Source organism: Proteus appendicitidis (assembly GCF_030271835.1).
Taxonomy (GTDB): domain Bacteria; phylum Pseudomonadota; class Gammaproteobacteria; order Enterobacterales; family Enterobacteriaceae; genus Proteus; species Proteus appendicitidis.
The window spans coordinates 1829931-1843763 of record NZ_CP127389.1; the positions used below are offsets into that span (position 1 = coordinate 1829931).

Below are 13833 nucleotides of genomic sequence, written 5' to 3' on the forward strand. Positions count from 1 at the left end.
ATTACTCAACTCATTTCAAATAAAAATCCCCACTAAAAAAAGCATCTGATTTTGCAATGCTTAACTGACGGTACTTATTTAAAAAATCATAAAACTGGCGATTAATCAGTGGATCATCAAGAGCGCTAGCATCAAATACAGAGGTAATGGTGGTGTACTCTAAAGAGAGGGTAAATTTACGGCCTATACAACTGGCAAGTAGCATTTTTGCTGATTGATAAGAAAAACGCAGGCTCAAAATTTTCAGCTTGGGAACAAAAATAAGATGATTATTATGATTGAGTATCTCCGTGATCCCCGCAATCGTTATCGTTTGATAGCTATCTAATGATTTTCGTAAGCCGACTTCTATTTTTTGTCCTTGGGTACGTAAAAAATCAATAAATTCGCCAAGTGCAGGAGAGGTGGCATTGATTGCTGCTCCTAGTAATAATTGAATAAACGCTTGAGCAACAGAAAAATCATAGGTTTGTTTATGAAGCTTTTTTGTTTCGACTTTATTGTGTCCTAGAAGTGGTAAATGATTGAGAGTATCTAACCAATGTTCGGGGCGATAATAGGCTTCATTATCCTCTTTTTTTAATGCTGCAAGATGGTTTGCCATAATAGAAATAAGTCCAATTTGGATATTTTTAAGCTGTGACATTTTTTCTATTTCGGACGGCTCAAAAGGTTTGGGTGACGCGATGATAAATTGCACTAAACCTTCTGAATCTTTTATATTTTGAGAATGTAATGGATTCATCGATAAGGTTTGCGGAAATGGGGGGGTAATAGGTTCTGCGAAATAGCTATCCGCATTCATAATATTTTTAAGTAAATCAGATTGTTTATTACTCATAAAAGTTATCCTTACGTAGTCATACCTCCACCATTAAATCTTAATTAAGCAAAAATCCCGAGATTAAAATTTATTAACACTATGACAGCCATAACATTACGTTAACAAATTGTGTGGTCTTTAAGCGAAATTCGGCGTTATATGATATGTTTAATAAATAACCTTACCTATTTTGATAGTTTAAACATGCTGTCAGTATAAAAATAAGAAGGAGGAGCTATGTCGTTACGTTTGAAAAAAGAGAGCCATGCTACGCTCTTAGTCGGATCTCAAGAATATGAGTACTACCGCCTTTCAGAAGTTGCCCGCCAATTAGGCGATATTACCCGTCTTCCTAAGTCTCTGAAGGTGTTACTAGAAAACTTAGTGCGTTATCTCGACAATGATACTGTTGTTGAGGAGGATATTAAGGCACTCGTTGAGTGGCAAAAAACAGCACATGCATCACGAGAAATTGCATATCGACCGGCAAGGGTACTTATGCAAGATTTTACTGGTGTGCCTGCTGTTGTTGATTTAGCCGCTATGCGTGAAGCTGTAAAATCTTTGGGTGGGCAAGTGGATAAAGTTAATCCATTATCACCCGTTGATTTGGTTATTGACCACTCTGTTATGGTTGATGAATATGCCAGTAAAAATGCGTTTGCTGAAAACGTGGAAATTGAAATGGAGCGTAACTATGAACGCTACCTTTTTTTACGTTGGGGACAACAATCCTTTGAACGCTTTCGTGTCGTGCCGCCGGGTACAGGAATTTGCCATCAGGTAAACCTGGAGTACTTAGGCAAAGCGATTTGGTCTGAGGTGCAAAACGGGCGCCATGTGGCTTATCCTGATACCTTAGTCGGTACGGATTCTCACACCACAATGATAAATGGTCTTGGTGTTTTAGGTTGGGGAGTAGGCGGCATTGAAGCAGAAGCTGCAATGTTAGGACAACCTATCTCCATGCTAATTCCAGATGTTGTTGGCTTTAAATTAACAGGAAAATTACGTGAAGGGATCACGGCAACGGATCTGGTATTAACCGTCACACAGATGTTACGCGCTCATGGTGTTGTGGGTAAATTTGTGGAGTTCTATGGAGATGGTTTAGCGTCATTACCTTTAGCTGATCGTGCAACCATAGCGAATATGTCGCCAGAGTATGGTGCAACCTGTGGATTCTTCCCAATAGATGATATCACCCTTGATTATTTGCGTTTAACAGGACGTGAAGAACAAGAAATTGCACTTGTTGAAGCTTATAGCAAAGAGCAAGGTCTATGGAGACATACAGGTGATGAGCCTATCTTTACGTCAACATTATCGTTAGATATGGGAACCGTTGAAGCGAGCCTTGCAGGACCTAAACGCCCTCAAGATAGAGTCAATCTACCGAGTGTACCTAAGGCATTTAAAGCAGCAGTCGATCTTGAAACCAATAAAAAACCACTGGCTCAGTTTCCTCAAGTAAAAATTGATGATTATCCTGCATTTGAGTTAACCGATGGTGCAGTCGTTATTGCAGCTATCACATCATGTACCAACACATCAAATCCTAATGTTTTAATGGCCGCCGGATTACTGGCTAAAAATGCGGTAGAAAAAGGCTTGCAGCGTAAACCTTGGGTTAAGTCTTCTTTGGCTCCTGGCTCTAAAGTGGTCACAGATTATCTTAATTTGGCAGGATTAACGCCTTATCTTGATGAGTTAGGATTTAATCTTGTGGGATATGGTTGCACAACATGTATTGGTAACTCAGGACCTTTATTAGCACCGATTGAAAGTGCAATTAAGGATAATGACTTAACTATTGCAGCTGTATTATCCGGCAACCGTAACTTTGAAGGTCGAATTCATCCCTTAGTGAAAACCAACTGGTTAGCATCGCCACCTTTAGTGGTTGCTTATGCTTTATCAGGAAATATGAATATCGATCTTACGAAAGAACCATTAGGTAAAGATAAACAGGGTGCTCCCGTTTATTTAAAAGATATTTGGCCTGACAGTAAAGCCATTGCTGATGCTGTCGAGAAAGTTAAAACAGAGATGTTCCATAAAGAGTACTCCGCTGTATTTGAAGGTGATGAAACATGGAAATCACTGCAAACACAAGATACACCTGTCTATGATTGGCAACCAGACTCTACCTATATTCGACATCCTCCTTTCTTTGAAGGTATGTCAAAAACGCCGGCTCCGATTAAAGATATTCATCAAGCCAGTATTTTGGCTATTTTAGGTGATTCGGTGACAACTGATCATATTTCACCAGCAGGTAATATTAAGGCGGATAGTCCCGCAGGGCGTTATTTGCGTGAACATGGTGTTGAGCCGAAAGATTTTAACTCTTATGGCTCCAGACGCGGGAATCATGAAGTAATGATGCGAGGCACATTTGCCAATATTCGTATTCGTAACGAAATGGTGCCAGGAATAGAGGGCGGTTTTACCAAGCATATTCCAACGGGTGAAATACTGGCGATTTATGATGCTTCAATGCGTTATCAGCAAGAAAATACACCACTGGCAATTATTGCAGGTAATGAATATGGCTCTGGCTCTAGCCGAGATTGGGCAGCGAAGGGAACGCGTTTATTAGGTGTGCGAGTCGTCATCGCAGGCTCTTTTGAGCGTATTCACCGTTCTAACTTAATCGGCATGGGGGTTTTACCTTTAGAATTTCCTAAAGGGGTTTCTCGTCAAACATTGGGTCTAAAAGGTGATGAGAAAATTGAGATCACCGGGCTTCATGCATTAATACCGAATCAAGATGTCGCGGTTAATATTACTTTTGCAAATAATCGTACTGAAACTATTATGGCGCGTTGTCGTATTGATACTCAAACTGAATTAGCTTATTTCCAACATGGTGGCATATTGCATTATGTAATTAGAAATATGTTATAAATAATATTCTAATAACATATATAAAAAATATTAAGTTATTCTCACAAAAGGCAGTATTTAAATTTTAAATACTGTCTTTCTATTTTTTATTAATAGGTCTGTTTTTTTATTTAATGTTACCTAATTATTTTTTTCTTTATATTATTTCAATGGCTCTTGTTTTGGAGGTGTTTCTATTTTAGCAAGATTATATTAAATAAACGCGAGGCGTATAATGAAAAAATATATTATTACAAATGAATCCAAAGAATATAATGGCGTTACTCTGTTTAAAATTAAAAGAGTATATACTGGTAGTCCAGGGGGGTGGATTGAAGATGAAAGTAATTTAAGTCGAGAAGATGGTTGTTTTATTTATGATGATGCAATGGTATTTGGTAATGCGAGAGTAATAGAAAATGCAATAATATCAAAAAATGCTAAAGTTTATGATAATGCGATAATTTCAGGTAATGCTAAAGTATCTGATGATGCAGCAATATATGATTCTGCTGTAGTCACACAAAACGCGAGTATTGAAAATAGAGGTGTTGTTCGAGGAAATGCAAAAGTTGAAGGTAATGCGGTTGTTTTTAAGCATGCTATTGTTGAAGGAAATACCGTCGTATCAGGTGATGAAAAAGTTAAATATTATGTAGGTAATTGGGAAGATATTGAACGTGTAATACAATTTACTTTTTATATTAATCACACGGATCAAGAATCAAATATTTATGCAAATGGTAAACATCAAGTTCCTATCGGTGTTGGTTTAATTGTACTAGATAAAGAAGAAAGACATTTTAAAGTGTCAGAAGAAGAAATGCATAAAAATATTTGTATTGTTGATGATAAAAATAAAACGTTAAATCCAGATATCCATATTTCTAAAGAAGCAAAAGGTTATGTTCATCCTCACACTGAGAATCTTTATGAGCAAATAAATTATTCAGCATGTATATGGTATGTATCTGTTGATAAAATCATGGATACTTTAAAACTATGTGCACAATTTACTGTCAATGGTAAACAATATACAACCGCTTTTAGATCTAATAGTCCTATATATCGGCAGAGTGTTGTAACATTAAATGTTATACCGCCTCGCATTTTTACAAAAGAGGATATGAATATTGATCCGCTAATATACCCAGAAGTAGAAAAAAATGTATCGATACCCGGTGGAACGCTGTCTAAGTATTACCTTGCATTTAATGGTAATGGCGGTGCAATAACAACAGGTGCAGAATGTGAGGAAAATAAAGATTTTTATTATTATCATAAAAATATTTATCAATTAATAGGTACATCAACGGATCAATCGGTTTTATTAGATCCTTCTGGTTATTATACAAAGAATTTCCATTTTGAGAATATGCCCTCAATTAAAGTAACATCAAGTAATAAAAAAAGAGTAGGATTATGTTTCTGGACTTATAGTATAAATATTGGGCTACCATTATTTTCAAGTAAGAAAGAAGAAAAAATGGATTGTATTATTCGAGATCAATATGGGAATGGTGCTAATGTTTCAGTTAAAGCAGATGAAAATAATAAATTAATTTTTATGTTAGATAATAAAGTGAAATTAGCCTATTAATTTATATTGAGATTAAATTTAATCACTAGGTATTAACTTTATACACTTTTTATAAATAATATAGGTGTAAGGCGAGTTTTATTCTCAATAAAAATACCATTTTTCTATTTTAAATAGAACATATACTAAAACTAAACTATTAAATTTTTGTTTGTGATAATAAAATCGCCAATTAATAATAAGGATATTTCATGGAATATAAGTTTACTAATGAATCAAAAAAATATAATGGAATAACCTTATCGAGATAAAAGAGTAAATAAATGATTGGGTCACATGTTAATCACAAGTGACCAATCAATATTATTAATAATTTTACCAGCCTTGAATTGCCCCACCGTTAAAAATGGTTTCGGCAGCCGTGGCAACTTCGGGTGACTGATAAGCCTTAATAAAATCACGGACGTTATCAGCGTTTTTATTATCTTCTCTTGTCACAATAATATTGGTGTAAGGCGAGTTTTTATCCTCAATAAAAATACTGTCTTTGGTAGGTGATAAATTAATTTGCTGGATATAAGTTGTACTGATAATAGCGACAGTGACTTTTGGATCGTTTAAAACTCGTGGTAATTGCGCGCCTTCTAGCTCCATAATTTTAAGCTTGTGAGGATTATCAATAATATCGATAGCCGTAGGCAATAAACCACTGTTTGGTTTTAGCGTAATAAGATTTTCTTTATCTAATAACAGTAATGCTCGACCTAAATTGGTGGGATCGTTAGGAACTGCAATGGTATCACCTGATTTTAACTCTGAAATATGTTTGATTTTAGTTGAATAACCCGCCATAGGAAAAACAAAGGTATTACCGACAGCGACTAAATTGTAACCACGAGATTGATTATCTTGGGCAAGAAAAGGGCGATGTTGAAAAACATTGGCATCAAGTTCTTTATTTGCAGTGGGATCATTAGGCAATAATGAACCACTGAAACTTACCAATTCGACTTCTAAGCCATATTTTTCTTTTGCGACTTTTTTAGCAATCTCAGCTACATCTTGTTCAGCACCATTAATCACACCAACCTTGATTGAATAGCTATTTTTATCGCTATTATCACAGCCTGTTAATAATGTTCCTGCTAATAGCAACGCGCCGAAAATCCGACCAGAAAAATGTAATGGCATAATGTATTCCTATAAAAATTTATTTATTAATAAATAACTTAGGAACCGATAGATAGTCAATGAAATCACATATGACAAATTTTCACATGATATAATTTAATGATAAAAAAGATGTAAAAATAAGAAGTAAGGAAAGAAAAATAGATAAAGAATGAATTTATAAGGTAATAGAATAAAAGGAATAAATAAAAAATCCGAGCGCTTAGACTCGGATTTGAAAAGAATTAATGCTGAGTTGTTGCTGTATTATTGCACTTTCTTAAATAAAAGATGGCCCATTTTATCGGCTTTAGTATCAAGATAATGTGCATTACTTGGATTACGTCCTACAATTAAGGGCACTCGCTCAATGACATTGATACCAGCAGCTTTCATGATTTCAATTTTCTTCGGGTTATTGGTTAATAATCGAACTTCATGAACACCTAAGAGGTTATACATATCAGCACAAAGGGTAAAATCACGTTCATCAGCTTTAAAACCTAGTTCAAGGTTCGCTTCAACGGTATCTAATCCTTTATCTTGTAATGCATAAGCTCGTATTTTATTTAGTAATCCAATATTTCGCCCTTCTTGGCGATGATAAAGTAATACGCCACGACCTGTTTTGCTTATTTGTGAAAGCGCAGCTTCAAGTTGGAAACCACAATCACAACGTAGGCTAAATAAGGCATCACCTGTTAAACATTCTGAATGAATGCGAGATAATACTGGCTCGGAGCCTGAAATATCACCATAAACAAGGGCGACATGATCTTTTCCTGTTGCGATTTCTTCAAAACCCACCATTAAAAACTCACCAAAAGGAGTAGGTAGTTTTGCTTCTGCGATACGTCTTAATTTCATTATTTTTGACTCATAATTTCAGGTGAAACTCTTGTTCGAGATTATACACTTTATAACGAGAACAAAGAGAAATAAAACACTGAAATGCTTCCATGTCTGATAGACAAGGAATGGGGATAACACACACTTATAAATTCACACCACTACAAGCTATCAGATTTTACGCCTTCTTGCATAATGATTTATTGCTAAACTTGCATCGTTTATACTGATAGTCTTTAGCCGTAAATGGAAGAGAACATGTGTATTTAAGAAAAGGCAATATATTGAATAAGCAAGTAACAAAGTTGATCCTATTAGGTAGTATGTTGCTCTTAATCATACCAAGTGCTGTGTTGATATTAGGTTGGCAATGGCAACCTACCGATCACCCTTTAGGCGGTATAAGTACATTATGGATAGCAGATAGTGCCGCAAAACCTTGGGGGACAGTGACGGTTATTGTTGTGTTAGCGTTACTCTTTATGGTTTTGAAATTGAAACTTAACCATTTCATTCAATTAGCAGTGATAATTATTGCTACATTATCTATTGGGCAATTAATTAAGGTTGCGGTTAAAAATACAGTTAAAGAGCCTCGCCCTTATGTTGTTTGGGTGAGTGAAAATTTGCACATTACCCCAGAGGCGTTTTATCAAGTATCAAGATCTGAGCGAGAACAATTGCTTCAAAATGGATTAATTCATTCACCTGTGATCCCCAAATGGCAGCTTAAACATTGGAAAGCTGAAACAGGTTATGCTTTTCCGTCTGGTCATAGTTTATTTTCAGCCACACTCGCATTATTTGTTTTTGCCCTTTTTATGTTGCGTCGCCATTATTTTTTAGCGTCACTCGGGTTATTATGGGGAATTAATGTCACGGTAGGGCGTATTGTATTAGGAATGCACTGGGCATCTGATGTGATTGTCGGTATTCTTATCAGCACAGTGTTGGTTTGGTGTGCATTTAAGGTGATTGAGCGGCGTTTATGGCTCTAATCCTGACAATAGCCTTTATTTTTGAGATACAGAATGTCTTTTTCAGTATTTATGTGAAAAAATATACGAAAATCAGATGTCTCTAAGAAATGACTTTCTTTGTGCGCAGTGAAAATGCTACCTTTATCTGTCTACTAAAGAAAAGAGAATAAAAAAGGAAATAATGTGAAAAAAGTCCTACTTTTTATTTTGGTTATTCTTGTTCTTGCCATCGTGGTGATTGCCATGACTTTAGGCTCCAATAACGATCAGGTAGTCACATTTAATTATCTTATTGCTCAAGGTGAGTATCGTATTTCTACCTTGTTAGCTACCTTGTTCGGTGTGGGCTTTGTGCTTGGCTGGATTGTAAGTGGTGTTTTTTATCTACGCGCTCGTTTATCATTAGGCCGAGCAAAACGTAAAATTAAACGTCTTGAAAGCGCCCAAACAAAACAAGAAAACCAAGAAAGTCGCCCAACGGTTGCTTCTGCTACGAAATAAGGACGATAGCTGATGCTAGAATTGCTGTTTCTGTTATTACCTGTCGCTGCGGCTTACGGCTGGTATATGGGGCGTCGTGGCGCTCAACAGGATAAACAGCAGAACGCCGACCGCCTGTCACGAGAGTATGTGGCGGGTGTTAACTTTTTACTCTCTGATCAACAAGATAAAGCGGTTGATCTTTTCCTCGAAATGCTTAAAGAAGATAGCTCAGCGTTTGAAGCCCATCTTACTTTAGGTAATCTTTTTCGCTCTCGTGGCGAAGTCGAACGTGCTATTCGTATCCACCAATCATTAATGGAAAGTGCTGCATTATCCTTTGATCAACGTCTGCTTGCTGTTCAACAGTTAGGTCGTGATTATGTGGCGGCGGGTGTTTACGATCGTGCTGAAAATATGTTTCAGCAGCTTATTGATGAACAAGAATTTCGCCAAAGCGCACTACAATCGTTGCTTGCTATTTACCAGTTAATCAGCGATTGGGGAAAGGCCATTGAAACGGCTGAAAAACTGGTTAAATTAGGTCAGCATGAATTAAAAGAACAAATTTCGCATTTTTATTGTGAATTAGCACTTCAAGAAATGAGCAGTGATAATCTTGATAGTGCGCTAAATTTGTTGCAAAAAGCAGGGCAAATGGACCCTCTCTGCGCCCGTGTTTCAATTATGTATGGTCGTATTTATATTGCTCGTGATGATAAACAAAAAGCTATCGATGTTTTAATGAAAGTCATTGAGCAAGATAAAGAGATGGTCAGTGAAACCTTACCTATGCTTTTTGAATGTTTTCAGACGCTAGGCGATACTTCTCGTTGGGAAACTTATTTACGTCAATGTGTAGATAGTAATTGTGGTGCAATTGCGGAGCTGTACCTTGCTGACATTATTGAAGCTAAAGAAGGTATTGAAGCGGCTCAGTTATACATTAATCGTCAATTAGAGCGTCATCCAACCATGCGCTTGTTCTATCGTTTAATGCGTTACCATTTAGCAGAAGCGGAAGAAGGACGCGCTAAAGAGAGCCTTATCTTATTGCGCTATATGGTTGGTGAACAAATTCGCACGAAACCAGATTATCGTTGCCATAAATGTGGTTTTACCTCTCATGCATTATATTGGCATTGTCCATCCTGTCGTTCATGGGATACCGTTAAGCCTATTCGCGGTTTAGATGGTCAGTGATGATGTCACTTTTTTAATAGTCTCTCTATAAATAAAGGCCCTAAAATGTCATTTCATTGTGATAAAAAATCGCCCGAGCTTACCTGCGCGCCCGTTATTGTGGCACTAGACTATGAAGACCAAAAAAGTGCATTAGATTTTGCACAGCGTATCGATCCCTCGTCTTGTCGTTTAAAAATTGGTAAAGAGATGTTTACCCGTTTTGGACCTCAATTTGTGACTCAATTACAAAAAGAAGGGTTTGATATTTTCCTCGACTTAAAATTCCATGATATTCCCAATACGGTTGCAAGAGCCGTCGCTGCTGCTGCAGATCTTGGTGTATGGATGGTCAATGTACACGCGAGTGGTGGAAGTCGTATGATGCGTGCTGCCAAAGAGAGCCTTGCTGCCTTTGGTAAGGATGCACCACTTTTAACGGCAGTGACTGTACTTACCAGTATGGATCAATCAGATTTAATTGAATTGGGAATAACATTGACGCCCGCAGAACAAGCAGAACGTTTAGCGTTACTGACAAAATCTTGTGGTCTTGATGGTGTTGTCTGCTCTGCACATGAAGCAACACGTTTTAAACAAGTTTGTGGTGATGATTTCTTATTAGTCACTCCGGGGATACGTCCAGCAGGAAGTGATGTTGGCGATCAACGTCGCGTAATGACACCAGAGCAAGCTATTGCAGCGGGTGTTGATTATATGGTGATTGGTCGTCCTATCACTCGTAGCGATAACCCTCATGAAACATTGCAACAAATTAATCGTTCTATATTAAAGTAAGACGAATATATACAAGGTATGTAATTAACATGGATAATAACTCTCGTTTGGTTTATTCCACAGATACGGGTCGTATAAAAGAAGAAGAACAAAAGCCAGTACGTCCTGCCGGTGATGGTATTGTGCGTATTCAACGCCAAACTAGTGGACGTAAAGGCAAAGGTGTTTGCGTTGTTTCAGGTATCGATCTGGATGATGCAGAGTTAGCCAAACTTGCGGCTGAACTGAAGAAAAAATGCGGCTGCGGTGGTAGTGTCAAAGAGGGTTTAATCGAGATCCAAGGTGATAAACGTGATTTAATTAAATCGCTATTAGAAGCCAAAGGCATGAAAGTTAAACTGGCTGGTGGCTGATTTAGCGAGATAGCAACGAAATGAATGATAGTGCGCTGATTTTCTATTGAGGTTAGCGCATTTTTTATTGTCACTAATAGATGTCTTTTAAAAGGTATTTTATGAAAGCGTATTTGATGATTGGCGCACTATTATATTCTTCTGCACTTTTTGCAGAAACCAAAACTGAGAACAGGGTTGTTCATGATAAATATTGCTCTTCACCTGAACAGACCATGGATGACGTTTATGAGAATGGCGCAATAACAGATTGTGTTTACACAGGGCTTTCAATTGCAGATGCATATAAAAAATATGTTAATGAGCATGATGAAGATTATCTTGTAAAAACCATCAAGGTGAACAATAACATCCAAAAAGAGTATACAAAAGACGGTGTTTCTGTTGATTATAAATGGGAAAATCCGCAGAAATTAATGATAGAGCAACAGTTCGCGGGTGGTTTTACTGAATTATTGTTAGAAGAAGATCAGAAAGGCACTAAAATAACAATCACTGGTCACCCTGATTAATTATTCATAAAACAGCGAAGTCGATAAGTAAGATTACAGGTGACGATGTCACCTATTTTTTTGTGTTTCATTCTATACTTTCTATTACTTATTAAATTTATGACGCAGAGAAAATATCAATGCATCATAAAAGCATTTCCTTTTTTTAAGATCCTTTTTTATCGCTAGTTTGACTAGAAATTAAAGATATAAAAAAGCTGATAGTTCTAAGTGAACTATCAGCCTTATTGTATACCGATTTAAGCCGTATTAGATAGGGCGAGCAACGATATTACGTGTTTCTAGTTTTACATCTTCAATGCGTACAGGAATGATATCATTGAGCTTATAAGCAGTTTCGCCTTTTACAATGACGGTGCCTGTTTCTTGGCTACATTGAATTTCATCACGTACAGCATGTAAGAATGGTGCAGGAATAAAGGCAACAGCACCGTTTTCAACTAAACGAACACGAACACCACCACGCGTAATATCGATAATTTCTGCATTAAATGGTGTTTCAGTGCCAGCAAAAGGTTTTAAGAAACGTGCATATAACCAATCACCTACATCACGCTCTGCCATACGGTTAGCACGGCGACGCTCTGCAATACGAATGCCATCTTCTTCTTGTGGTTTTTCAGCACTTTCTTTACTGATAATCGCTTTGAGCAAACGGTGATTTAAAATATCACTGTACTTACGAATAGGTGAAGTCCATGTTGCGTAAGCTTCTAATCCTAAACCAAAGTGAGGACCAGGCTCTGCTTTGATTTCAGCAAAGTTCTGGAAGCGGCGAATACGGCTATCAAGGAACTGATTTGGCTGATTATCAAGCTCGCGACGCAATTGGCAGAAACCTTCAAGCGTTAATAAACTTTCAGACGTAGTTTCAATTCCGTTATCTTTTAAAGTCTGTACAACTTGATCGATATAAAGTGGATCAAAGCCTGTATGAACGTTGTAAACGCCAAAACCTAAGTTTTTCGCCAGCACTTTTGCCGCACAGATATTGGCGGTGATCATTGCTTCTTCAACAATGCGGTTTGCGATACGGCGTTTTTCCGCAACGATATCTAAAACATTGCCGCCTTCATCAAGAATAAAACGGTAATCAGGGCGTTCTTTAAAGACCAGAGCATGTTTTTCACGCCATTCATGACGTTTTTCACACATCTCTTTTAATAACATCACTTGCTCATGAACCATTTCATTTTCAGGTTGCCATTGGGCGTTTTCACTTTCTAACCAATCTGAAATGTTGTCATAAACCAGTTTAGCTTTTGATTCTACCCATGCAGAGTAGAAATGAATATCTTCAAGCAGAGCGCCATCTTCAGTGATGTTAACTTGGCAAACTAATGCAGGACGTTTCTCATTAGGGCGTAATGAGCAAATATTGTCTGATAGTTCGCGAGGCAACATTGGGATATTAAAGCCTGGCAGATAGTTAGTTAGCGCACGTTGTGCGGCAATTTTATCTAATTCACTGTTAGGCAGAATATAAGCGGTTGGATCTGCAATAGCGATAAAGAGTGTGAGTTGACCGTTCTCTTCTTTACGAATAAAGAGGGCGTCATCCATATCTTCTGTTGAAGCACTATCAATAGTGACAAAGGAGAGAGAAGTCAGATCTTCACGAGGTAAAGTGTCATGTAGTGTGAGCGCTTCGTCACTCATTTCAGGTGCATCACGTTCAAGCTGATGACGCATTAAGGTTACCCACCAAGGCGCAAAGTGATCGTCTTTATCGGTAATATAGTCTGTAATTTCAGCCTGAAAACCTTTATCACCTTTATTCAGTGGATGACGACGCATAACGGCAACAGCCCAATCTTGATCAACAAAGCTATGTGTTAAGCCTTGAGCTGGGCGGCAAGGAATGGCGTCTTTTAAAAGCGGGTGATCTGGGATTATCCACAGACGGTTGTCACCTTCTTTTTTCTGAATACGACCGACAAAACGTGTTAAGAAAGGTTCGACTAGTTCTTCAGGTTCAACCGATTCTTTATCACCGTTTGTATGAACGGCAGCAATAACTCGGTCGCCGTGCATCACTTTTTTCATTTGCGGAGGGGGAATAAAATAGCTTTTCTGACCATCAACTTCAAGGAAGCCAAAGCCTTTATCTGTTCCCTTTACAAGGCCTTCCACGCGCGGTGTCTGGGCATGGAGTTGCTGTTTTAGCTGTGCAAGCAGCGGATTGTCTTGAAACATATTTTTCCGGAAAGTCGGCAGTTTTAATAATAAAAGTGGGCAATAGTTTTATTCGATTGTG

The 13833-nt window shown here is 37.5% G+C and carries 12 protein-coding genes; 8 read left to right on the forward strand and 4 right to left on the reverse strand.

Annotation, left to right across the window (positions count from 1 at the left end; all coding sequences use genetic code 11):
* Positions 1-10: 10 nt before the first annotated feature.
* Positions 11-841, reverse strand: coding sequence for a hypothetical protein (locus QQS39_RS08605; RefSeq protein WP_151435032.1), 831 nt, complete (start codon positions 839-841; stop codon positions 11-13).
* A 219-nt stretch (positions 842-1060) separates the two neighbouring features.
* Here QQS39_RS08605 and acnA point away from each other — a divergent pair, with 219 nt between their 5' ends.
* Both acnA and QQS39_RS08615 read left to right on the forward strand, forming a co-directional pair.
* Entirely contained in the window at positions 1061-3733 is a 2673-nt protein-coding gene (gene acnA, locus QQS39_RS08610) for an aconitate hydratase AcnA (RefSeq protein ID WP_285805755.1), read from the forward strand.
* Positions 3734-3947: 214 nt separating this feature from the next.
* Positions 3948-5312 (forward strand): LbetaH domain-containing protein, encoded by a 1365-nt coding sequence (locus QQS39_RS08615; RefSeq protein ID WP_285805756.1) that lies wholly within the window; start codon positions 3948-3950, stop codon positions 5310-5312.
* A 315-nt stretch (positions 5313-5627) separates the two neighbouring features.
* Here the strand turns inward: QQS39_RS08615 and nlpA are convergent, their stop codons facing one another.
* Positions 5628-6443 carry a lipoprotein NlpA gene (gene nlpA, locus QQS39_RS08620; RefSeq protein WP_151435035.1) on the reverse strand — a complete coding sequence of 272 codons (816 nt, stop codon included), beginning with the start codon at positions 6441-6443 and terminating at the stop codon, positions 5628-5630.
* Positions 6444-6689: 246 nt separating this feature from the next.
* Positions 6690-7289 carry a GTP cyclohydrolase II gene (gene ribA, locus QQS39_RS08625; RefSeq protein WP_109400383.1) on the reverse strand — a complete coding sequence of 200 codons (600 nt, stop codon included), beginning with the start codon at positions 7287-7289 and terminating at the stop codon, positions 6690-6692.
* A gap of 266 nt (positions 7290-7555) precedes the next feature.
* On the opposite strand from ribA, the gene pgpB reads away from it, so the two are divergent.
* From pgpB to QQS39_RS08655, 6 genes are all read left to right on the forward strand, one after another.
* Complete coding sequence (gene pgpB / locus QQS39_RS08630) at positions 7556-8269, forward strand: phosphatidylglycerophosphatase B (RefSeq protein ID WP_151435036.1); 714 nt, start codon at positions 7556-7558, stop codon at positions 8267-8269.
* Between the two features lie 225 nt (positions 8270-8494).
* Positions 8495-8752: a LapA family protein gene (locus QQS39_RS08635; protein WP_409282946.1), complete on the forward strand. Its 258-nt coding sequence runs from the start codon at positions 8495-8497 to the stop codon at positions 8750-8752.
* A 12-nt stretch (positions 8753-8764) separates the two neighbouring features.
* The gene (lapB, locus tag QQS39_RS08640; RefSeq protein WP_285805757.1) at positions 8765-9934 is read left to right on the forward strand and encodes a lipopolysaccharide assembly protein LapB; all 1170 of its coding nucleotides are present in this window, start codon (positions 8765-8767) and stop codon (positions 9932-9934) included.
* Between the two features lie 45 nt (positions 9935-9979).
* A complete protein-coding gene (gene pyrF, locus QQS39_RS08645; protein WP_285805758.1) occupies positions 9980-10711 on the forward strand; it encodes an orotidine-5'-phosphate decarboxylase in 732 nt (243 codons plus the stop codon).
* A 29-nt stretch (positions 10712-10740) separates the two neighbouring features.
* The gene (yciH, locus tag QQS39_RS08650) at positions 10741-11064 is read left to right on the forward strand and encodes a stress response translation initiation inhibitor YciH (RefSeq protein ID WP_151435040.1); all 324 of its coding nucleotides are present in this window, start codon (positions 10741-10743) and stop codon (positions 11062-11064) included.
* Between the two features lie 101 nt (positions 11065-11165).
* Positions 11166-11576, forward strand: coding sequence for a hypothetical protein (locus QQS39_RS08655; RefSeq protein WP_151435041.1), 411 nt, complete (start codon positions 11166-11168; stop codon positions 11574-11576).
* Between the two features lie 249 nt (positions 11577-11825).
* On the opposite strand, the gene QQS39_RS08660 is transcribed toward QQS39_RS08655, so the two are convergent.
* The gene (locus QQS39_RS08660) at positions 11826-13772 is read right to left on the reverse strand and encodes an exoribonuclease II (RefSeq protein ID WP_151435042.1); all 1947 of its coding nucleotides are present in this window, start codon (positions 13770-13772) and stop codon (positions 11826-11828) included.
* Between the last annotated feature and the right edge of the window lie 61 nt (positions 13773-13833).